At 73.0% G+C, this 20107-nt stretch carries 17 protein-coding genes; 14 read left to right on the top strand and 3 right to left on the bottom strand.

The window, feature by feature from the left end; all coding sequences use genetic code 11:
- Positions 1–125 precede the first annotated feature (125 nt).
- The 3 genes from gltX to ACFYNX_RS04465 form a co-directional block, all read right to left on the bottom strand.
- On the bottom strand, positions 126–1640 hold the full coding sequence (gene gltX / locus ACFYNX_RS04475; RefSeq protein WP_388657532.1) for a glutamate--tRNA ligase: 1515 nt from the start codon (positions 1638–1640) through the stop codon (positions 126–128).
- Entirely contained in the window at positions 1633–2436 is an 804-nt protein-coding gene (locus tag ACFYNX_RS04470) for a fumarylacetoacetate hydrolase family protein (protein WP_388657530.1), read from the bottom strand. Before ACFYNX_RS04470 ends, gltX begins: the two co-directional genes overlap by 8 nt.
- Before the next feature lie 128 nt (positions 2437–2564).
- A complete protein-coding gene (locus ACFYNX_RS04465; protein WP_388657528.1) occupies positions 2565–2768 on the bottom strand; it encodes a hypothetical protein in 204 nt (67 codons plus the stop codon).
- A gap of 570 nt (positions 2769–3338) precedes the next feature.
- Here ACFYNX_RS04465 and ACFYNX_RS04460 point away from each other — a divergent pair.
- The 14 genes from ACFYNX_RS04460 to ACFYNX_RS04395 all read left to right on the top strand — a co-directional run bounded on the left by ACFYNX_RS04460 (position 3339) and on the right by ACFYNX_RS04395 (position 20046).
- Positions 3339–7127 (top strand): nitrate- and nitrite sensing domain-containing protein, encoded by a 3789-nt coding sequence (locus ACFYNX_RS04460; RefSeq protein WP_388657525.1) that lies wholly within the window; start codon positions 3339–3341, stop codon positions 7125–7127.
- Positions 7128–7136: 9 nt separating this feature from the next.
- A complete protein-coding gene (locus ACFYNX_RS04455; protein WP_015036421.1) occupies positions 7137–7550 on the top strand; it encodes a roadblock/LC7 domain-containing protein in 414 nt (137 codons plus the stop codon).
- 162 nt (positions 7551–7712) lie between these two features.
- Positions 7713–8117, top strand: coding sequence for a DUF742 domain-containing protein (locus tag ACFYNX_RS04450; RefSeq protein WP_121834079.1), 405 nt, complete (start codon positions 7713–7715; stop codon positions 8115–8117).
- The gene (locus ACFYNX_RS04445) at positions 8098–8679 is read left to right on the top strand and encodes an ATP/GTP-binding protein (protein WP_386371769.1); all 582 of its coding nucleotides are present in this window, start codon (positions 8098–8100) and stop codon (positions 8677–8679) included. Before ACFYNX_RS04450 ends, ACFYNX_RS04445 begins: the two co-directional genes overlap by 20 nt.
- Before the next feature lie 335 nt (positions 8680–9014).
- Positions 9015–12317 (top strand): nitrate- and nitrite sensing domain-containing protein, encoded by a 3303-nt coding sequence (locus ACFYNX_RS04440; protein ID WP_388657522.1) that lies wholly within the window; start codon positions 9015–9017, stop codon positions 12315–12317.
- 7 nt (positions 12318–12324) lie between these two features.
- Positions 12325–12738, top strand: a complete 414-nt coding sequence (locus ACFYNX_RS04435; RefSeq protein ID WP_026057603.1) for a roadblock/LC7 domain-containing protein — start codon at positions 12325–12327, stop codon at positions 12736–12738.
- A gap of 106 nt (positions 12739–12844) precedes the next feature.
- Positions 12845–13393, top strand: coding sequence for a DUF742 domain-containing protein (locus tag ACFYNX_RS04430; protein WP_388657520.1), 549 nt, complete (start codon positions 12845–12847; stop codon positions 13391–13393).
- Positions 13374–13955 (top strand): ATP/GTP-binding protein, encoded by a 582-nt coding sequence (locus ACFYNX_RS04425; protein ID WP_015036414.1) that lies wholly within the window; start codon positions 13374–13376, stop codon positions 13953–13955. The genes ACFYNX_RS04430 and ACFYNX_RS04425 overlap by 20 nt, the downstream gene beginning before the upstream one ends.
- Positions 13956–14106: 151 nt before the next feature.
- Positions 14107–15147 carry a serine/threonine-protein kinase gene (locus tag ACFYNX_RS04420; protein ID WP_388657517.1) on the top strand — a complete coding sequence of 347 codons (1041 nt, stop codon included), beginning with the start codon at positions 14107–14109 and terminating at the stop codon, positions 15145–15147.
- Complete coding sequence (locus tag ACFYNX_RS04415) at positions 15137–15613, top strand: hypothetical protein (RefSeq protein WP_388657515.1); 477 nt, start codon at positions 15137–15139, stop codon at positions 15611–15613. The genes ACFYNX_RS04420 and ACFYNX_RS04415 overlap by 11 nt, the downstream gene beginning before the upstream one ends.
- Positions 15614–16139: 526 nt before the next feature.
- On the top strand, positions 16140–16712 hold the full coding sequence (locus ACFYNX_RS04410; RefSeq protein ID WP_388657512.1) for a hypothetical protein: 573 nt from the start codon (positions 16140–16142) through the stop codon (positions 16710–16712).
- 96 nt (positions 16713–16808) lie between these two features.
- Positions 16809–17597: a hypothetical protein gene (locus ACFYNX_RS04405; RefSeq protein ID WP_365549293.1), complete on the top strand. Its 789-nt coding sequence runs from the start codon at positions 16809–16811 to the stop codon at positions 17595–17597.
- Positions 17598–17629: 32 nt separating this feature from the next.
- Positions 17630–18481, top strand: coding sequence for a PP2C family serine/threonine-protein phosphatase (locus ACFYNX_RS04400; protein WP_388657509.1), 852 nt, complete (start codon positions 17630–17632; stop codon positions 18479–18481).
- Positions 18478–20046: a protein kinase gene (locus ACFYNX_RS04395; protein ID WP_388657506.1), complete on the top strand. Its 1569-nt coding sequence runs from the start codon at positions 18478–18480 to the stop codon at positions 20044–20046. The genes ACFYNX_RS04400 and ACFYNX_RS04395 overlap by 4 nt, the downstream gene beginning before the upstream one ends.
- Positions 20047–20107: the final 61 nt, after the last annotated feature.

Below are 20107 nucleotides of genomic sequence, written 5' to 3'. Positions count from 1 at the left end.
GTGGCCTCGTGCCCCCCCCGCCCCCCCGGGGGGGGGGGGGCCCCCCGCCCCGGGGGGGGGGGGGGCGGGGGGGGGGGGGCCCCCGGCCCGGGGCCCCCCCCCCCTCCCCCACACCGGTGCGGTGCCTACGCGGCCAGCTTCGCCAGGGCCGCGTCGACGCGGGCCAGGGTCTTCTCCTTGCCCAGGATCTCCAGGGACTCGAAGAGCGGCAGGCCGACCGTGCGGCCGGTGACCGCGACGCGGACCGGGGCCTGGGCCTTGCCGAGCTTGAGGCCGTGGGCCTCGCCGGCGGCCAGGACCGCGTTCTTGAGGGACTCGGGGTCGCTCCAGTCGGCGGCGTCGAGCTTCTCGCGGGCGGTGGTGAGGAGCGCGGCGGGCTCGCCCTTCATCGCCTTGTCCCACGAGGGCTGGTCGAAGACCGGCTCGGACAGGAAGAGGAAGTCGACGTTGGCCGTGATGTCCGAGAGGACGGTCAGGCGGGTCTGGGCGTGCGGCGCGATGGCCTCCCAGGCGGCCCGGTCGAAGTCCTCGGGTGCCCAGGGGGCGTGCGGGGCGCGCAGCCAGGGCTCGCAGGCCTCGGCGAACGCCTTCACGTCCAGCCTGCGGATGTGGTCGGCGTTGATCGACTCGGCCTTCTTGAGGTCGAAGCGGGCCGGGTTGGCGTTGACGTCGGCGATGTCGAACTTCTCCACCATCTCGGGGACGGTGAAGAGGTCCTGGTCGGCGGAGAAGGACCAGCCGAGCAGGGAGAGGTAGTTCAGCAGGCCCTCGGGGAGGAAGCCGCGCTCCCGGTAGAGGTTGAGGGAGGCCTGCGGGTCGCGCTTGGAGAGCTTCTTGTTGCCCTCGCCCATCACGTACGGCAGGTGGCCGAAGGCGGGGATCTCCTTGGCGACGCCCAGCTCGATCAGCGCCTTGTAGAGCGCGATCTGGCGCGGGGTGGAGGAGAGCAGGTCCTCGCCGCGCAGGACGTGGGTGATCTCCATCAGGGCGTCGTCGACCGGGTTGACCAGGGTGTAGAGCGGGGCGCCGTTGGCCCGGAGGATGCCGTAGTCCGGCACGTTCTCCGGGGTGAAGGTGAGCTCGCCGCGGACCAGGTCGGTGAAGGTGATCGGCTCGTCGGGCATCCGGAAGCGGACGATCGGCGTGCGGCCCTCGGCCTCGTACGCGGTCTTCTGCTCGTCCGTGAGGTCGCGGCAGTGGCCGTCGTAGCCGGAGGGGCGGCCGGCGGCGCGGGCGGCCTCGCGGCGCTCGTCGAGCTCCTCGGTGGTGCAGTAGCAGGGGTACGCGTAGCCGCCGGCGACCAGCTTGTCGGCCACGTCCTTGTAGACGTCCATCCGCTGCGACTGGCGGTACGGCGCGTGCGGGCCGCCGATCTCCGGGCCCTCGTCCCAGTCGAGGCCGAGCCAGCGCAGCGAGTCGAGGAGCTGCTGGTACGACTCCTCGGAGTCGCGCGCCGCGTCGGTGTCCTCGATGCGGAAGACCATGGTGCCCTGGTTGTGCCGGGCGAAGGCCCAGTTGAAGAGGGCGGTGCGGACCAGACCCACGTGGGGGTTGCCGGTCGGCGAGGGACAGAAACGGACGCGGGGGGGTACCCCCTGCTCGAGCGAAGTCGAGAGCTTGGGGGAGTTCGCGTTAGCCACGCTTGATCACCTTATTGGTGAGAGTGCCGATGCCTTCGATGGTGACGGCGACCTCGTCGCCGACGTTGAGGGGGCCGACCCCGGCCGGGGTGCCGGTGAGGATGACGTCGCCGGGGAGCAGGGTCATGGCCTCGGTGATGTGGACGACCAGGTCCTCGATGGAGCGGATCATGTCGCTCGTGCGCCCGAGCTGGCGCTGCTCGCCGTTGACCGTGGCCTGGACGGTCAGGTCGCCGGCCTGCGCGAGGCTCAGGCCGGTCTCCACCCAGGGGCCGAGCGGGCAGGAGGTGTCGAAGCCCTTGGCGCGGGCCCACTGCTTCTCGCGCTTCTGCACGTCGCGGGCGGTGACGTCGTTGGCGCAGGTGTAGCCGAAGATCACGTCCTGGACGCGTTCGCGGGGGACCTCGCGGCACATGCGGCCGATCACCACGGCCAGTTCGGCCTCGTGGTGCAGCTCGTCGGAGAAGGAGGGGTACTCGATGGCGTCGCCGGGGCCGATCACCGAGGTGGTGGGCTTGAAGAAGGCGACGGGCACGTCGGGGACCTCGTTGCCGAGTTCGGCGGCGTGCTCGGCGTAGTTGCGGCCGATGCCCACGACCTTGTTGGGGAGCACGGGCGGCAGGAGCCGTACCTTGCTCAGCGGGACCTTGGTGCCGCTGAGTTCGAAGTCGGTGTACGGGATGCCCTTGATGATGTCGAGGACGAGGCCGCCGGACGCGGCGGACTCGGCAGGTCCCTCGCCCTCGACGGCGCCGAAGGCCACATTGCCGTCGATGGAGAATCTGGCGATGCGCACGAGTGCTGTCGCCCCTCACTTGGTACTGGCTGGAGTCTGACGCTCCAGGCTAACGCGGCGAGGGGCCGCCGAACGGCGGTGGACAGGCGTACGGGCCGGTGGGGGCGGGCCCCGGGAGGACGCGACCGTCAGCGGGCGACCGTGGCGTACGGGGCGGGCTCGTACGGGGCCGGGGCCTGCATGAGGACGGTGCGGCGCGGGTTGGCCGTCCGGCCGGGCAGCTCGGCCGCGTACTCCGGCTGGGCGCCCCGGTCGAGCTGTGCGGCGTCCGCGAGGTGGACGAGGGTGGAGCGGCGGGGGTTGGCCGTGGTGCGGAGCGTCGTCTTGTTCATCGCGGTGATCAGACCTTGTTCCGGGACGGGCGCCCGGGCGGGCGCGTAAGGGGCGTAAGGCGTCAGGCTAAACATGGAATTCCCTTCGAATGCATGGCTAAGACATCGATCGGCGTGTGAGTTTGCTCACCCGTGAGGGTATATTCCAGGCATTACGGACAGTCCTCGGTCACCACGGAAAGGGACATTCCGCCACTGAATGCTCTATTCCGCTCCTGATCATGGCGACTGGGACACACGGGGACGCCGGGTCATTGGCGAGGAAAAGTCCGAATCCTCCGTGATCATCTTCTACATGGGGTGACGCGCCGGGCACGCGTTGTCATACCCTTCCCGGCGCGACACGCGGCCCTTGTTGGAGATCCGGCACTGTGCTGGAATTCCCGCACCGCCGCGGGTTTCAAGCCGGCGCGCAGGAGGCGCGACGCAGCGCCGGCCGAGTGGCGGGACGAAGGGGGAACTGCGCCGGTCACCGACGACCACCTGGGGTGCTCCACACACCCCGATCGACACCGACACCGCCCTCTCCGTTCATCCGGAAGGGCGCCTGGTCCAGAGGTTGCGACGCTAGTGCAGGGACGTTTCAAGAGGGATGGCTCGGGGTCTCCCCAGGCCCGCCAGGGCCGAGCGGATGCTCCGGCGGAGCAGGAACCGCGTGCCGGGACCGACCGCGGTCCCTCGGCCCCGCACACCCCGAACCAGGGTCAGGGACCGTCCGGCGAGGGCGGTGACGGCGGCCGTCGCGCGGGCGCCGCGGCCGCGGCGTCCGAGCCGTCGGCCGCCCCCGCGCCCAAGGCCGAGAACGAGGTCGGCCCCCGAATAGCCCTCCGCAACTGGCGCATCTCCACGCGCCTGGTCGCGCTCCTCACCCTCCCCGTGGTCGCGGCCACCGCCCTGGGCGGCATCCGCATCAACGAGTCGCTCCAGGACATGGAGCAGCTCGACCACATGCAGCTCCTCACCAAGCTGACCCGTGAGGCGACGGACCTCGCCAAGGCCCTCCAGGCCGAGCGCGACCACTCCGCCGGCCCGCTGGCCAACAACCGCCCGGTCAGCGACTACCAGGTCGCCAACCCGCGCCGGAAGACGGACCTGGAGCTCAAGGCCTTCCTCGCCGCCACCGAGGAGATCCCCTCCTCCGACAGCGACGAGGCGCTGCGCAGCATCCGGCAGAACGTCAGCCAGATCGCCTCGCAGGTCACCGAGCTCCACTCGATCCGGGGCAGCGCGTACAAGAAGGACGTCTCCAACTCGGTGACGGTCGAGGCGTACAGCCGCCTCATCCGCTCGCTCCTGAGCCTGTCCCAGGACATGGCGCAGGCGACCAGCAACCCCGAGATGATCAAGCGGACCCGCGCGCTCGCCGCGTTCTCGTCCGCCAAGGAGTACGCCTCCATCCAGCAGGCGATCATCGCGGCGGCGCTGCCCCCGAGCGACCGGACGTCCGGCAGGATCGCCCAGGGCGACCGGCTGTACGGCGAGGCCGCGCGCAACAGTGAGAACGTCGAGCTCAAGTCCTTCCAGGCGATCTACAAGTCGATCGGCGGCGACGCCGACGAGCTGACCTCGACCCTGAACCGGGGCAACCCCTCCATCTCGAACGCCGACAAGTACGCCGAGCGCGTGCTGAACTCGGACAACGCGATGCAGAGCGGTGCCAAGCGCGGTCACCTGAACTTCACCGACGAGTACGGCACCAAGATCGCCGCCATGGACCGCATCGAGAGCGTCCTGCTCGGCGACATGGAGTCCATGGCCCGTGAGCTGCGGCAGGAGTCGCAGCGCGAGGCCATCATCAACGGTGCGCTGATCCTGCTCGTCCTCGGCGTCTCCCTCGTCGGCGCCTTCGTCGTGGCGCGGTCCATGATCCGCTCGCTGCGCCGGCTCCAGGACACCGCCACCAAGGTCGCCCAGGAACGCCTGCCCGAGCTCGTCAAGCAGCTCTCCGAGTCGGACCCGCAGGACGTCGACACCTCCGTCGAGTCCGTCGGCGTGCACTCCCGGGACGAGATCGGCCAGGTGGCCGCGGCCTTCGACGACGTGCACCGCGAGGCCGTCCGCCTCGCCGCCGAGCAGGCCCTCCTCCGGGGCAACGTCAACGCGATGTTCACCAACCTCTCGCGCCGTTCCCAGGGCCTCATCCAGCGCCAGCTCTCGCTCATCTCCGAGCTGGAGTCCCGCGAGGCCGACCCGGACCAGCTCTCCTCGCTCTTCAAGCTCGACCACCTCGCGACCCGTATGCGCCGGAACGGCGAGAACCTCCTCGTCCTCGCAGGCGAGGAGCCGGGCCGCCGCTGGACCCGCCCGGTCCCGCTGGTCGACGTCCTGCGCGCCGCCGCCTCCGAGGTGGAGCAGTACGAGCGCATCGAACTGGCCGCGGTCCCGGCGACCGAGGTCGCCGGCCGGGTCGTCAACGACCTCGTGCACCTCCTCGCCGAGCTGCTGGAGAACGCCACCTCGTTCTCCTCCCCGCAGACCAAGGTCCGGGTCACCGGTCACGCGCTGCCCGACGGCCGGGTGCTCGTCGAGATCCACGACACCGGCATCGGCCTCTCCCCCGAGGACCTCGCGGCGATCAACGAGCGGCTCGCCTCGCCGCCCACCGTGGACGTCTCGGTCTCCCGCCGCATGGGCCTCTTCGTGGTCGGCCGCCTGTCCCTGCGACACGGCATCCGCATCCAGCTCCGTCCCTCCGACTCGGGCGGCACCACCGCGCTCGTCATGCTCCCGGTCGACGTCGCCCAGGGCGGCAAGAAGCCCATGCCCAAGCCGGGCGCGGGCGGCCAGGGCGCGATGTCTCCGGGCGCCTCCGCCCCGGGCGGCCTGCTGCCCGGCGGCCCCGGCGCGGCCGGCGGTCCCGGCGGACGTCCGGGCCAGGGCGGCGCGCCGTCCTCGGCGGCCGGGCGCCTCGGCGCCGGTGCCGGTGCCGCGCGCGGCCAGGTCGGTGCGGGCGGCCCCCGTGCCGCGCTGCCCGCCCGTGACGGCGCTCCGCAGGCCGGCGGCCCGCAGGGCGCTCCGCAGCACCGCACCCCGCAGCCGCAGAACGCGCAGCTCGAACAGACCGGCCGGCTGCCGCAGGTCCCCCAGAACCCGCAGGCGCCCCAGGCCCCCGAGGCCCCGCGCCCGGGCGGCGGCGGCCTCATCGGCGGCGCCGCGAGCGCCATCCCCTCCCGTACGGACGTGTGGGGCAACCAGGGCGCCCCGCAGGCCGGACCGGGCCCGCAGCAGCAGGCGCCGCAGGGCGGGTACGACTTCCCGCGCGCCGAGCTGCCGGGCGGCAACCCCCAGCAGCAGCGTCCGCAGGCCGCGAGCTGGGGTGCCGAGCAGGCCCAGCAGCAGCCGGTGCGGCGTCCGCAGCAGGAGATGTCCCCGCTGGACGCTCCGCGCGGTCACGAGGACCCGGAGGCCACGGGCCGGTTCGCGGCTCCCCAGGCCCCGCAGGGCCCGGGCGCCACGGGTCAGTTCCCGCGCCCCGACTTCGGCGCGCAGCAGGTCCCGCAGCAGCCGCACCAGCCCCAGGCCCCGCAGGGGTACCAGGGCGGTGCGCAGGACCCGGCGTCCACGGCGCAGTTCCCGCGCCCGGACTTCGGCGCCCCGCAGGGTCCCGGCTCCACCGGCCAGTTCCCCCGCCCCGACTTCGGGCAGCAGGCCCCGCAGCAGCACCAGCAGCCCCAGGCCCCGCAGGGGTACCAGGGCGGCCAGCAGCAGCAGTTCGGCCGGCAGCCCTTCGTACCGCAGCCGCAGCAGCACCAGCAGCCCCCGGCACCGGCCCAGCGGAACGGCGGGAACGACTTCGGCGCCCCGCGTCCGGCCGAGCCGGTCCGGCAGCAGCCCCAGCAGCCGCAGCTCCAGCAGCCGCGCCGTCCTGAGGCACTGCCGCCGGCGGGCGGCGCGGGCGACGGCCGCACGCCGCTGTACGACAACCTGGAGACCAACTGGTTCCACCAGGACCAGGCGGCCCAGCAGGCCCAGGCCCAGGACCCGGCGCAGACGGGGCAGGCCCCGGTCGTGCCGCGGTCCTCCGCCCCGGCCCCCCGCCAGGGCGGCGACCAGAACGGCGGGGCCGCCTGGCGGTCCTCGCCCAACGACGAGCTGGTGCGCCAGGCCGAGCGGGTGCGCAAGCCCGCGGCCGGCGGCGTCACCACCTCCGGCCTCCCCCGGCGCGTGCCGAAGGCCAACCTCGTACCCGGGACCGCCCAGGAGCAGGCCCACACGGCCGGCCCCCAGGTCTCGCGTGCACCCGACGACGTCCGCGGCCGGCTCACCAATCTGCGCCGCGGCATTCAGCAGGGCCGTCAGGCCGGTAACTCGACCACGGGTAATCACCACCTCGGTCCGAACCATCAGCAGGAGCGTTAGTTGAACGCGATGAGCCAGGCGGCGCAGAATCTGAACTGGTTGATCACCAACTTCGTGGACAACACCCCCGGGGTGTCCCACACGGTGGTGGTCTCCGCCGACGGACTCCTGCTTGCCATGTCCGAAGGATTCCCCCGCGACCGTGCCGACCAGTTGGCGGCGGTCGCGTCCGGACTGACCTCGCTGACCGCGGGCGCGTCCCGGATCTTCGAGGGGGGACCGGTCGCGCAGACCGTCGTGGAGATGGAGCGCGGCTTCCTCTTCCTCATGCAGGTCTCGGACGGCTCCTCGCTGGCCGTGCTCGCCCACCCGGAGTGCGACATCGGCCTCGTGGGCTACGAGATGGCGCTGCTGGTCGACCGGGCCGGCAGCGTGCTCACCCCGGATCTCCGCGCGGAGCTCCAGGGCAGCCTGCTCCACTAGCGGGACCCGCAACCCGGACCCCGAACCCCCGTACCGAAGGACCGACGGGGCGGTGCGCCCCTCCGTACCGCCCCGGACACCGTTCACCGTCCGGCCGCCCCACCCGGCCCCCCACCGGCCCCATCAGACGGCAGAAGCCTTGCTGTCACGCCCGGAGGATTCATGACCCCGCCCCCCGCCTCTCACGATCCGTACGGCTCCTCAGTCGACGAGTACGGGCACGAGGGCGACCAGCCGCTGGTGCGTCCGTACGCGATGACCGGCGGCCGGACCCGGCCGCGCTACCAGCTCGCCATCGAGGCGCTGGTCAGCACCACGGCCGACCCGGCGCACCTCGCCACGCTGCTCCCCGAGCACCAGCGGATCTGCCACCTGTGCCGCGAGGTCAAGTCGGTGGCCGAGGTGTCGGCCCTCCTGTCGATGCCGCTCGGCGTCGCCCGGATCCTCGTCGCCGACCTGGCGGAGGCCGGCATGGTGGCGATCCACCAGCCGGGCAACGGAGAGACCGGCGGCACGCCGGACGTGACTCTGCTCGAAAGGGTGCTCAGTGGACTTCGCAAGCTCTAGCGGCGGTGCGACCCGGTCGACCACCAGCGCGAAGATCGTGGTGGCGGGTGGCTTCGGCGTGGGCAAGACCACGTTCGTCGGCGCGGTCTCGGAGATCAATCCGCTGCGTACCGAAGCCGTCATGACGTCCGCCTCGGCGGGCATCGACGACCTCACGCACACGGGTGGCAAGACCACGACGACCGTGGCCATGGACTTCGGCCGCATCACCCTGGACCAGGACCTGATCCTGTACCTGTTCGGCACCCCCGGACAGGACCGCTTCTGGTTCATGTGGGACGACCTCGTCCGCGGTGCCATCGGCGCCGTCGTCCTCGTCGACACCCGACGCCTCGCCGACTGCTTCCCGGCGGTGGACTACTTCGAGAACTCGGGCCTGCCGTTCGTCATCGCCCTCAACGGCTTCGACGGCAACCAGCCCTACCAGCCCGAGGAGGTGCGCGAGGCCCTCCAGATCGGCCCCGACACCCCCATCATCACCACCGACGCGCGCCACCGCGCCGACGCCAAGAGCGCGCTCATCACCCTCGTCGAGCACGCCCTCATGGCCCGGCTCAAGTAGGAGGGCGGAACGGGCCGTTGCCCCGTGCCGCCGGGGCGGTCTGTGTCGTTCGACACGGCCGCCCCCGTGTTCATAACGTTTCGACAGAGAATTGGGGCGCCTCGGACACCCGACGCATCCGATCGGTGTCACTGCGCTCACATGAGCCCCGCTTTTTGGCGGGGCTCGCTCTTTATGCCCGTTTTATTCGCGGTCTGGACCACGGAAAGTAGCGGTGTCCCATTGTTTGGAAGGGACCCCCTCCACGTGCTGCAATTCATGAACTCCCGAGTAGTACGGCCCTGAACGAAACACCGGCACAACGTAGGTGCCGACGCCGAGAGGTTGTTGGTCGAGTGAGGCGAAGCAAGGAAAGCTCCGCGGAGCAGGAGACGCGGGGCAACTTCACGCCGCCGTCGCGCACGGCGGTGTCGCCCGCGGACGCGCCCGTCACGCCTCCGCCCGTCGAGGCGGTCGCGGGGAGCTCCAGCAAGCTGTCGCCCCGCAACTGGCGGGTGCCCACCCGGCTGAACGCGATCCTCCTCATACCCGTGCTCGTCGGCCTCGTCATGGGCGGCTTCCAGGTCAAGGGGTCGATCGACACCTGGCAGGAGGCCCAGGACGCCGAGAAGACGGCGCTCATCGTGCGCGCCGCCTCGGAGTACAGCACCGCGCTGCTCAACGAGCGGGACCTCACCGCCGCCCCCCTCCTCGTCGCCAAGAGCCCCGAGGACCGCAAGGCCGACGAGGTCCAGCGGGCGTACGCCGCGACCGACGCCGCCCGCCTCAAGTTCGACGAGGCCGCCAGGAACCTGCCCTCGGGCCAGGGCCTGGAGCGCCGGCTGCGCCTGTTCAAGGACGAGGAGCCGAAGCTCGAAGCGCTCCGCAAGGGCGCCTACTCCCGTTCCTACGACCCGGTGAACACCCAGCTCGGGTACACGGCCGTCCAGCACTACCTGACCGAGTTCTCCAACGAGCTCGGCCTGGGCACCGGCAACATCACCAGCTACGGCCGCAGCGTCTACGCGATCCAGCTCGCCAAGGGCGCCGAGTCCCTCCAGCGGTCCATCGGCACCCAGCTCCTCGTCCGTCCCAGCAGCGACGAGGCCGTCTTCGCCCAGCAGTCCGTGGCGTTCAACTCGTACAACTACCTGGAGCAGATCGCCCTCGGCGAGTTCAGCTCCGGCGGCATGCCCGAGGACGTCGAGCTCCTCAAGAAGGTCATGGCCTCCAAGGCCGCCGAGGGCGCCAAGCAGATGCAGGCCGCCGACGTCGAGCCGCCCAAGGGCAAGGACGGCTCCGTCTACTCCGGCGTGGCCGCCGCGATCGGCACGGCCAAGAGCCCCGAGGGCATCAGGGACCTGAAGGCCAGGGGCATCACCCCCGAGACCTGGATGGCGATCGCCACCGCCAAGTTCGAGGGCTACAGCGAGGTCGAGAAGGCCCTCGTCGACAAGGCCGTGACCGAGGCCGTCGCGATCTCCGACGACGCCAAGTCCGACGCCTGGCTCAACGGCGCCGTCGTCGTCGTCGCCCTGCTCGCCGCGTTCGTCCTGGCCGGGATGATGGCCCGCCAGATGAGCCGCTCGATGCGCACCCTGCGGACCGCCGCCTTCGGCATCGCCGAGCAGCGCCTGCCGATGCTGGTCGACCAGCTCTCCCGCACCGAGCCGGGCCGGGTCGACACCCGCGTCCAGCCGATCCCGATCGACTCCCAGGACGAGATCGGCGAGGTCGCCCGCGCGTTCGACCAGGTCCACCGCGAGGCCGTCCGGCTCGCCGCCGAGCAGGCCATGCTCCGGGGCAACGTCAACGCGATCTTCACCAACCTCTCGCGCCGCAACCAGTCGCTGATCGAGGGCCAGCTCACCCTCATCACCGACCTGGAGAACAACGAGGCCGACCCGGACCAGCTCGAGAACCTCTTCAAGCTGGACCACCTGGCGACCCGCATGCGCCGCAACGGCGAGAACCTCCTCGTCCTCGCCGGCGAGGAGCCCGGCCGCCGCTGGGACCAGCCGGTCCCCCTGGTCGACGTCATGCGCGCCGCCTCCTCCGAGGTGGAGCAGTACGAGCGCATCGAGCTGGCGGGCGTCCCGGAGGCCGAGATCCACGGCCAGGCCGTGACCGACCTCGTGCACCTGCTCGCCGAGCTCCTGGAGAACGCCACCACGTTCTCCTCCCCGCAGACCAAGGTCCGCGTCACCGCGACCCGTCTCCCCGACGGCCGCGTGATGGTCGAGATCCACGACAAGGGCATCGGCCTCACCGCCGAGGACTTCGCGGACATCAACCACAAGCTGGCCAACCCGCCGACCGTGGACGCCGCCGTCTCGCAGCGCATGGGCCTCTTCGTGGTCGGCCGGCTCGCCGACCGGCACGGCATCCGGGTCCAGCTCCGCCCCTCGGGCGAGCAGGCCGGGACGACCTCGCTCGTCATGCTGCCGGACGCGATCACGCACGGCGGTGGCGGCGAGCAGCCGATCCAGGACGACTTCACCGTCTCCCAGATCATCCCGGAACAGCAGCAGCAGCCGCAGAACGCCTTCGAGGCCGCTCCCGCGCAGCCGATGCTGACCGCGGCCGACCTCGGCTTCGACGACTCCCGCTACGAGCAGCAGCCGGACGGGGAGCAGCCGACCCTCGACCCGGTCAACCGCTCGCTGCGGCGCGAGGGGCGGCGTGCCGCCCTGGGCGACCGGGCGCAGAACGGCGACCGTCCGCTCTTCCGCGACGAGGCGGAGCAGCCGCAGGGCGAGTACGGCCAGGCCCGGGAGTACGGGCAGGAGCAGGCCGTCCAGGGCCAGGAGTACGCCCAGGAGCAGCCGCAGGGCCAGGAGTACGCGGCGGAGTACGCCCCCGCGCAGGAGTACGGCCACCAGCAGCCGCAGCAGGAGTACGGCCAGGAGTACGCGGCCGGCTACCCGCAGCAGGACGGCTACGGCGGCACCCCCCGGGCCGACGGCTACGGGAGTCCTCAGCAGGGCTACGAGGCGTACCCTCAGCAGGGCTATGCGGAAGCTTCGTACGGAACTCCGGAAGCCGAACACCAGCAGTACGAGCAGGCGTTCGATCCCCAGTCCCACCAGGCGGAGTGGCCGGACCAGAACGCCTATCAGGGCGGTTACGCGCAGGAGTACCGGACCGAACCGGAATCTGCCCAGGCCGCTCCCGAACAGGCCGCCGACCGCGTAGGCTTCGACCGTCCGGGTCCGACTCCTCCGAATCCCGCCCCGGACGCCGGCCACGCGCTGACCGACGCCGGACTGCCGCGCCGCGGCAGCGTCGCCCCGCCGACGCAGCGGACGCCGCAGCCGGCCAAGCCCGCGCAGCCGGAACAGCAGCAGAACGAAGCCACCGGTCCCGACGCATGGCGCTCGACCAACGACGAGCGCTGGCAGCGGGCCGGAAAGCTCAAGGACCCGAAGGCGGGCGGGGTCACCTCGTCCGGTCTCCCCCGACGCGTCCCGAAGGCCAACCTGGTCGAGGGCACGGCTGAGCAGACCCCGCAGGGCGGCCCCCAGGTCTCCCGCGCACCCGAGGACGTACGGGGCAGGTTGAGCAACCTGCGCCGGGGCGTTCAGCAGGGACGCAACGCGGGAACGGACACGAACGGATCGGGCCTCGGCCCGGGCAGTACCTACAACCAGGAGCGTTAGTGTGAGCATGAGCCAGGCGGCGCAGAATCTGAACTGGTTGATCACCAACTTCGTGGACAACACCCCCGGGGTGTCCCACACGGTGGTGGTCTCCGCCGACGGACTCCTGCTGGCGATGTCCGAGGGCTTCCCCCGGGACCGCGCCGACCAGTTGGCGGCCGTCGCGTCCGGACTGACCTCGCTGACCGCGGGCGCGTCCCGGATCTTCGAGGGCGGTGCGGTCAACCAGACCGTGGTGGAGATGGAGCGCGGCTTCCTCTTCATCATGTCGATCTCGGACGGCTCCTCGCTGGCCGTCCTCGCCCACCCCGAGGCGGACATCGGCCTCGTGGGCTACGAGATGGCCCTGCTCGTGGACCGCGCGGGCACCGTCCTGACCCCCGATCTCCGGGCGGAACTCCAGGGCAGTCTCCTCAACTGACCGTTCTCAACCAACAGACAGATCGTGCGTTTCGCGCCACCGCCCCGTAAGGTGCGGTGGCGCGGCTCCAAGGGACATGGACCGCGAGGCAGTCGGAGGAGGAAACGTGGGAACACCCCCGGGCGGGAGCCCTTACAACGGTTATGACGCGCACCAGGCGCCGCTGGGCGACGCCGCGCAGAACCGGTTCAACTTTCCCTCCGCACCGAGCGGACAGGGTGTGGCACAGCCCTACCGGCAGCCGCACGCCCCGTCGGCACCCGCAGGCCCGTCCGCCTCGCGCGGCCCGTCCGCCCAGGGCGGTTCGGGCGGGCACAACCCGCTGGTGCGTCCGTACGCGATGACCGGCGGCCGGACCAGGCCGCGTTACCAGCTCGCCATCGAGGCGTTGGTCAGTACGACGGCCGATCCGTCCCGGCTGCAGGGGCAGTTGCCCGAGCACCAGCGGATCTGCCGGCTCTGCTTCGAGATCAAGTCGGTCGCCGAGATCTCGGCACTTCTCTCCATCCCCCTCGGCGTCGCCCGAATCCTCGTCGCCGACCTGGCCGAGGCCGGACTCGTCGCCATCCACCAGCCCGGCGGCGACGAGGCCGCCGGCGGTCAGCCAGACGTGACACTGCTCGAAAGGGTGCTCAGTGGACTTCGCAAGCTCTAGCGGCGGCGCGGCCCGTTCAACCACCAGCGCGAAGATCGTGGTGGCGGGTGGCTTCGGCGTGGGCAAGACCACGTTCGTCGGCGCGGTCTCGGAGATCAATCCGCTGCGTACCGAAGCCGTCATGACGTCCGCCTCGGCGGGCATCGACGACCTCACGCACACCGGCGACAAGACGACGACGACCGTCGCCATGGACTTCGGCCGCATCACGCTCGACCAGGACCTGATCCTGTACCTGTTCGGCACCCCCGGACAGGACCGCTTCTGGTTCATGTGGGACGACCTCGTCCGCGGTGCCATCGGCGCCGTCGTCCTCGTCGACACCCGACGCCTCGCCGACTGCTTCCCGGCGGTGGACTACTTCGAGAACTCGGGCCTGCCGTTCGTCATCGCCCTCAACGGCTTCGACGGCAACCAGCCCTACCAGCCCGAGGAGGTGCGCGAGGCCCTCCAGATCGGCCCCGACACCCCCATCATCACCACCGACGCGCGCCACCGCGCCGACGCCAAGAGCGCGCTCATCACCCTCGTCGAGCACGCCCTCATGGCCCGGCTGCGGTAGCTGTCCCCCCGCGTCGTACGCCGAAGGCCGCGTTCCCCGCCCGGGACGCGGCCTTCGGCGCGTTCCGGCATATGCCGCCATGTGCGGAAAGCCTCCCGGGAACAGGCGTCTCCACTACGTTGTGCGGACGGGGACCTCGGGGGAGGAAGACATGGGCCTTCGTGACGGCACGCGCCGGATCGGGCAGTTCACCGTCGTCCGCACGCTCGGCGGCGGCGGCATGGGCAAGGTGTACCTCTGCCGGACGCCCGCAGGACAGCGGCTCGCGGTCAAGGTGATCCGCCGGGAGCTGGCGGACCTGCACGACATCAGGCTGCGGTTCGCCCGCGAGGTGAAGGCCCTGCGCGCCGTGCACAGCCCGTACACCGTCCCGGTCTACGACGCCGAGACGGCCGTCCCGCCGCTCTGGCTCGCCACCCGGTACGTGGACGGCCCGACCCTGGAGGCCCGGGTGTCCACGGCGGGCCCGCTGCCGCTGCCGGAGGCGGCCGGACTGGGCGGGATGCTCGCGGAGGCCCTGTCGGAGGTGCACGCGCGCGGGGTGATCCACCGCGACCTCAAGCCGAGCAACATCATCCTGGAGCGCGGCGAGCCCCGGCTCATCGACTTCGGGATCGCCCGGTCGGCGACGGCGCGGGGGCTGACGCTCCCGGGAACCGTGCTCGGCACCCACGGCTACATGGCGCCCGAGCAGCTCCTCGGGCGGGAGCCGACGCCCGCCGTGGACGTCTTCGCGCTCGGCGCCGTCCTCACGTACGCGGCGACGGGCCGGCCGCCGTTCGGCACCGGCACGGCCGCGAGCGGGCGCATCGCCCGGGGCGACCGGCCCCGGCTCGCCCGGGTCCCGGCCCCGCTCGCGGAGGTCGTCGCCGCCTGCCTGGCCGGCGACCCGGCCGCCCGTCCCCTCCCCGCCGACCTCACGACCGCCCTCGGCGCCCTCCTGGCGGAGGAGCCCACCGCCGGCCGCGTCCCGGAGCCGGGGCCGGTGCCTGTGCCCGGGCCGGTGCCGGGCCCGGTTCCGGTGCCGCGCCGGCGCACCGAGCCGGTGTCCGATCCGCCGCATCGCTGCCACGTGCCCGCGCCGGGCGGGGCCGCCGATCCGTGCGCCCTGCGCCCGGTCGCCGCCCGGCTCCTCGGCGCCGGGATGACCCGCTCCCTGATCCGGAAGGCGGTGGAGCACGGTGCCCGCTGAACAGGTCGTCGAACTGCGCGACGGCTGGGAGACGCTGGTCCGGGAGTGGGCCCGCCGCCGCGGCGAACCCGTCACCGGCGAGGACGGCGCCCTGTGGCTGGAGACGCAGGCGGGCGGCCCGTCCGGCCTCCGGCTCACCGTGGACATCAGCCGCGCCGCCGGTTCGCTCGTGGTGGCCGTCACGGACGGGACCCTCGTTCCGGCCGACCGGCTCGCGCCGACGGCGGCGGCCGCGACCGCCTGGAACTCCCGCGAGGTGACGCCGACGGCGGTCCTGGGGGACGCCCGCAGCGAGACGCCGCTGCTCTCCTCCGTCCTCGCGCTGCCCCTGGCCGCCCACCTGTCTCCCACCGGCCTCGCGACGACGCTGGACACGCTGCTCGACCGGTCGGTCCGGCTGCTGCGCGAGTGCCACGACCTCGGATTCGTCCTGCGGAGCGGCGATGACCTCACCACGCGGGGGTGAACGGATGGAATGGCTCGCCGTTCTCCTGACGGTCACGGTGGTCCCCCTGGGCCTGGCGCTCGTCGCCCTGTGGACGAGCACGGCTTCCTGGCTCCCGGGGTCCCGGCGCACGAAACGGGACCGGGAGCGGGAACAGAAGCAGGATTCCGGGCGGTCCGAGGCCGGACGACAGACCGGTCGCGGACCGGGGCACGGGCGCGAGCCCGAGTACGGGCGCGAGCCCGAGTACGGGCGCGAACCGGACCGGCAGCACCGGGGGACGTCCGGGCGGGAGCCCGCTCCCGGGTCCGGGCCCGCGCGGAAGCCGAAGCCGGTGTCCGGGCGGGAACCGGCGCTCGGCCGGGACCCCGTACGAGGGCGGGAACCGGAAACCGCACAGAGGCCGGAGCCGGAGTCCCGGCAGTCAGGGTCCCCGGGATCCGGGTCCCGGCAGCAGCCCGATGCCCGGCGGTCGCCGGAGTCCGGCGCCGGTGGTCCCGGCCGCCCCCGGGAGACCGGAGGGCCCGGACGGCCGGTTCCACCGCCCGTGCCGCCGCCTCGGCTGCGGGACCACGTGGAGCGGCTGAGGGACGTCGGGCGGTCGCTCCTGGACAGCGCCGCCCACGTCCTGCCGTACCGCGGCGGCCCGGAGCCGCACGAGGAGCCGCCCCCGCACGCGGCCCCGCGCCCCGCCCCGCACGCGCGGCCGTTCCCCGAGGAGCAGCCCCGGACGGCGGCCCCTTTCACCGCGCACCGGCCCGAGCCGGAGAACGACGCCGCGACCCGGGCCGTCCCGGCCGCACCCGTCGCACCGGCCCTCCCGGTCGCCCGGGCCGCTCCGGCCGTCCCCGCTCCCGCCGCCGCTCCGGTCGCGGGACCGGACGAGCCGGGCAACGGGGACCGGGACCTCGACACCCTCGCGCTCGCGCCCGGACGCAGGGCCGTGGCGACCGCCGCGACCTGGCTGCGGCCCCACGGCTACGTGGAGTGGGACGGGGCCCTGTGCCGCGCCCACTGGCAGGGCGCCGCGTCGGCCTACCCGCGTCCCGGCGACATGGTCCGCGTCACGGAGCACCCGGAGTCCGATCCGCCGCTCCTCCGGGCCCTCCCGCTCCACTGAACCCTCCCGCTCCACCGACCCTCCCCTCCCGGCCGGCCGCGCACCGCCGCACCGCGCCGCGACGCCCACCCGTCCCCACCGCTCCACGGAGTAGCCGTGTCTCCCACCAGCAGTTCCGACGAAGTCCCGCTCCCCGTGCCGTACATGGGGTTCGAGTTCGACAGCGCCCAGCGGCTGCCGCTCCTGCTCTGCCTGGACACCTCCTCCTCGCTGAGCTCGAACGGTGCCATCGGGTCGCTCAACTCGGCCCTCGCCTCGTGGGCGACGAGCCTCACCGAGGACATGGCGCTCAGCGCCGCCGTCGACGTCGCCGTCATCACGTTCGGCGGCAGCGACGGCATCACCGTCTGGCAGGGGCCCGTACCGCTCGGGTCCACCGCCCCGGAATGGCCGCACAGCCCGTTCGTGCCCGCCCACGAGTTCAAGCCGCCGACGCTGCGCGCCCACGGCGTGACCCTCCTCGACCGGGCGCTGCGCCTGGCGATGGAGGTCGTCACCGACTACAAGGCGGGGCTGCGCGCCGAAGGCCTGACCTACTACCGGCCGCAGATCTGCGTCGTCACGGACGGCGCCCCCAGCGACGAGCGGGGCAGCTTCTCGTACGCCTACCGCGAGCTGCTGCCCGAACTGCGCAAGGCGGAGGAGGAGCGCCGGTTCCGGCTCTTCGCGGTCGGGGTCGGGGAGCGGCGCGAGGGCGCGGAAGGGGTGCTGCGGGAGCTGGCCCCGCACTACCACGCGTGGCTGGACGGCTTCCCCTTCACGGAACTGCTCACCGCCATGTCGCACAGCGCCAAGGCCACCCAGGGCGGCGCGGCGGAGGCCGAGTTCCAGGAGATCTTCGCCCGGCTGAAGCGCCGGCGCGGCGGCGGGCAGGTCCCCGCGTGACGGCGGCGGGCGGGCCGCCCGGGGACTGGCGGGTGCACGGGATCAGGTCGACCGGTTACCGGCACCTGCGGGAGGGGACGCCCTGCCAGGACGCGCTGCGGTACCGGCGGACCTCCTCGGGCGGCCTCGTCCTCGCGGTGGCGGACGGCGCCGGGAGCGCGCCGCGCTCCCGGGAGGGGGCCGAGAAGGCCGTGCGGCTCGCGACGGACGCGTTCGCCCCGCTGGTGACGCCGTGGCGGCTGCTGCCGGACGCGCGGGCGCGCAAGGAGGAGCTGACCGGGGCGTTCCGGAAGGTGCGGGACGCGTTCCTGGACTGGTGCGCCGGTCCCCCCGGCCCGTACGCGACCACGCTGACGGTGGTGGTCGTCGCCGAGGGGTGGCTGGGACAGCTCTCGATCGGCGACGGCCTGGTCCTGGTCCGCGCGGAGGAGGCGCGGGGGGCGGGGCCCGGGGAGCCGGGACCCGGCGACGCGGGGTCCGGCGACGCGGGTCGCGAGGCCGCCGGTCACGGGTCCGCGAGGGAGCCGGCCGCCTCGTACCACCTGCTGCCCCGGACGCACACCGGCAGCGAGTACGCGAACGAGACCGTCTTCGTCGGCTCGCCCCGCGCCCTCGACCAGCTCCGGGTGGACTGCGTCCGGGACGACGCGATCGGCGGCGTGCTGCTGTCCACGGACGGGCTGACCCACGCCCTGCTCCGGCGCTCCCCGACCGGCCCTCCGCTGCCGCACGACGCCTTCCTCGGCCACCTCTTCGACCGGCTCGCCCGGCCCGACTACGACCACGACGAGGAGCAGGACCGGCTCTCGGCCTTCCTCGCCTCCGACCAGATCACCCGGGTGACCGGGGACGACAAGACTCTCCTGTGGGCGATACGGACATGACATCCACCGACGGCACCGACGAGCACGGCCCCGCCCTGGTGCTGGGGGACGGCACCCGCGTCACCCGGGGGGCGAAGCCGCTGGGCACGGGCGGCCAGGGCAGGGTGTGGGGCATCGAGGAGCGCGCCGACCTCGCCGCCAAGATCTACGACCGTTCCCCGGAACCCGCGCAGTTGCGCCGGCTCGCGGCCATGCTGCGGGCCGATCCGCTCGCCGGGGAGCGGCTCGCGCCCGGTCAGCCGCCGATGCTGGTGTGGCCGGTGGTGCTGGTCGAGGCGGGCGGGCGCCCGGTCGGGTACGGGATGCCGTACCTGGACCCGGCGGCGCACACGCCGCTGAGCGGGCTGCTCCAGAAGCAGGTGCGGCTGCGCCGGTTCAACGGCCGGGCGCACTGGAAGTTCCTGCTCGGGGTGGCGACGAACCTCGCCTACATGACGGCGGAGCTGCACCAGCAGCGCTTCGTGGTGGGCGACCTGTCCAGCGCCAACGCGGTCGTGGACACGAACGGGTACGTCACCTTCCTCGACTGCGACTCGTTCGCCTTCACCGACTCCCTGACCGGGGAGTCCTTCGGCTGCGACGTCTTCACGGACGACTACGCGAGCCCCGAGCGGCAGCGCGGGGAGCAGCCCACCCGGCAGTCGGACGACTTCGCGCTCGCGGTCCTCGTCTACCAGCTCCTCACCGCCGGGAACCACCCGTTCGACGGGGCGCCGCTGTACGGCTCCGAGGAGTCCACCCGCAAGGACAGCATCATGGCCGGCACGTCCTTCCTCGTCCATCCGGACCGGGTGCGGGTGCCGGCGCAACTGCTTCCGGCCGAGGTGCTGCCGCCCCGGCTGGTGGAGCTGGCGCGGCGGACGTTCGGTCCGGGGCTGCGGGACCCCCGGCGGCGGCCCTCGTCGGCCGTGTGGCTGGACGCGCTCGACGAGGCCCGCGAGGGGACCGTGCAGTGTGCCGACGTACCGGAGCACCACTTCGGCGGGCACCTGGTCGACTGCCCGTGGTGCGGGCGCCGGGCGGACGGGCAGCCCGATCCGTTCGTCCCGGGCCCGGGGCGGTCGCCGGGGGGCGGGGCGGGGGCGTCGAGCAGGGCGAGTACGGGGGGTGCGGCAAGCAGGGCGGGCGCGTCGGCCGGTCCGTCGGGCCGGGCCTCCGCCAAGGCCTCCTCGTCCCCGCCCCCTCCCCCGCCGACATCCCGTCCGAACCCGAGCCCGAACACGAGTCCGAAGTCCGACCCGGGCCCGAACCCGAAACCGGCCCCGAAGCCGACCGCTCGGGGAACGGCGAACGCGCCCGGTGCGAAGGGCACGGCGCGTACGACGGGCGCGGCACGTACGAAGAGTGCGACGGGCACGAAGAGTGCGACGGGCGCGGCGGGTACGACGGGCGCGGCCGCCGAGAAGCCGGAGTCCGGGGCCGGAGCCGCCGCCTCCTCCTCGTCCTCCCCTCCCCTCACCAAGGGCGAGGTCGCGTTCGCCTGCGCGGCGCTCCTGATCCTCATCGGCATCGTGGTGGCGGTGATCTGGGGGATCGTGGCGCTGGTCCAGGTCCTGATCAACTGACGTCCGGGCAGCGCGAAGGGCCGGAACCCGGTCTCCCCGGGTTACGGCCCTTCGGCGTGTT

The sequence above is a fragment of the Streptomyces sp. NPDC007872 genome (assembly GCF_042868165.1).
Taxonomy (GTDB): domain Bacteria; phylum Actinomycetota; class Actinomycetes; order Streptomycetales; family Streptomycetaceae; genus Streptomyces.
The sequence above is the reverse complement of the archived record's forward strand: the minus strand, read 5'-3'. Positions and strand labels throughout refer to the sequence as shown.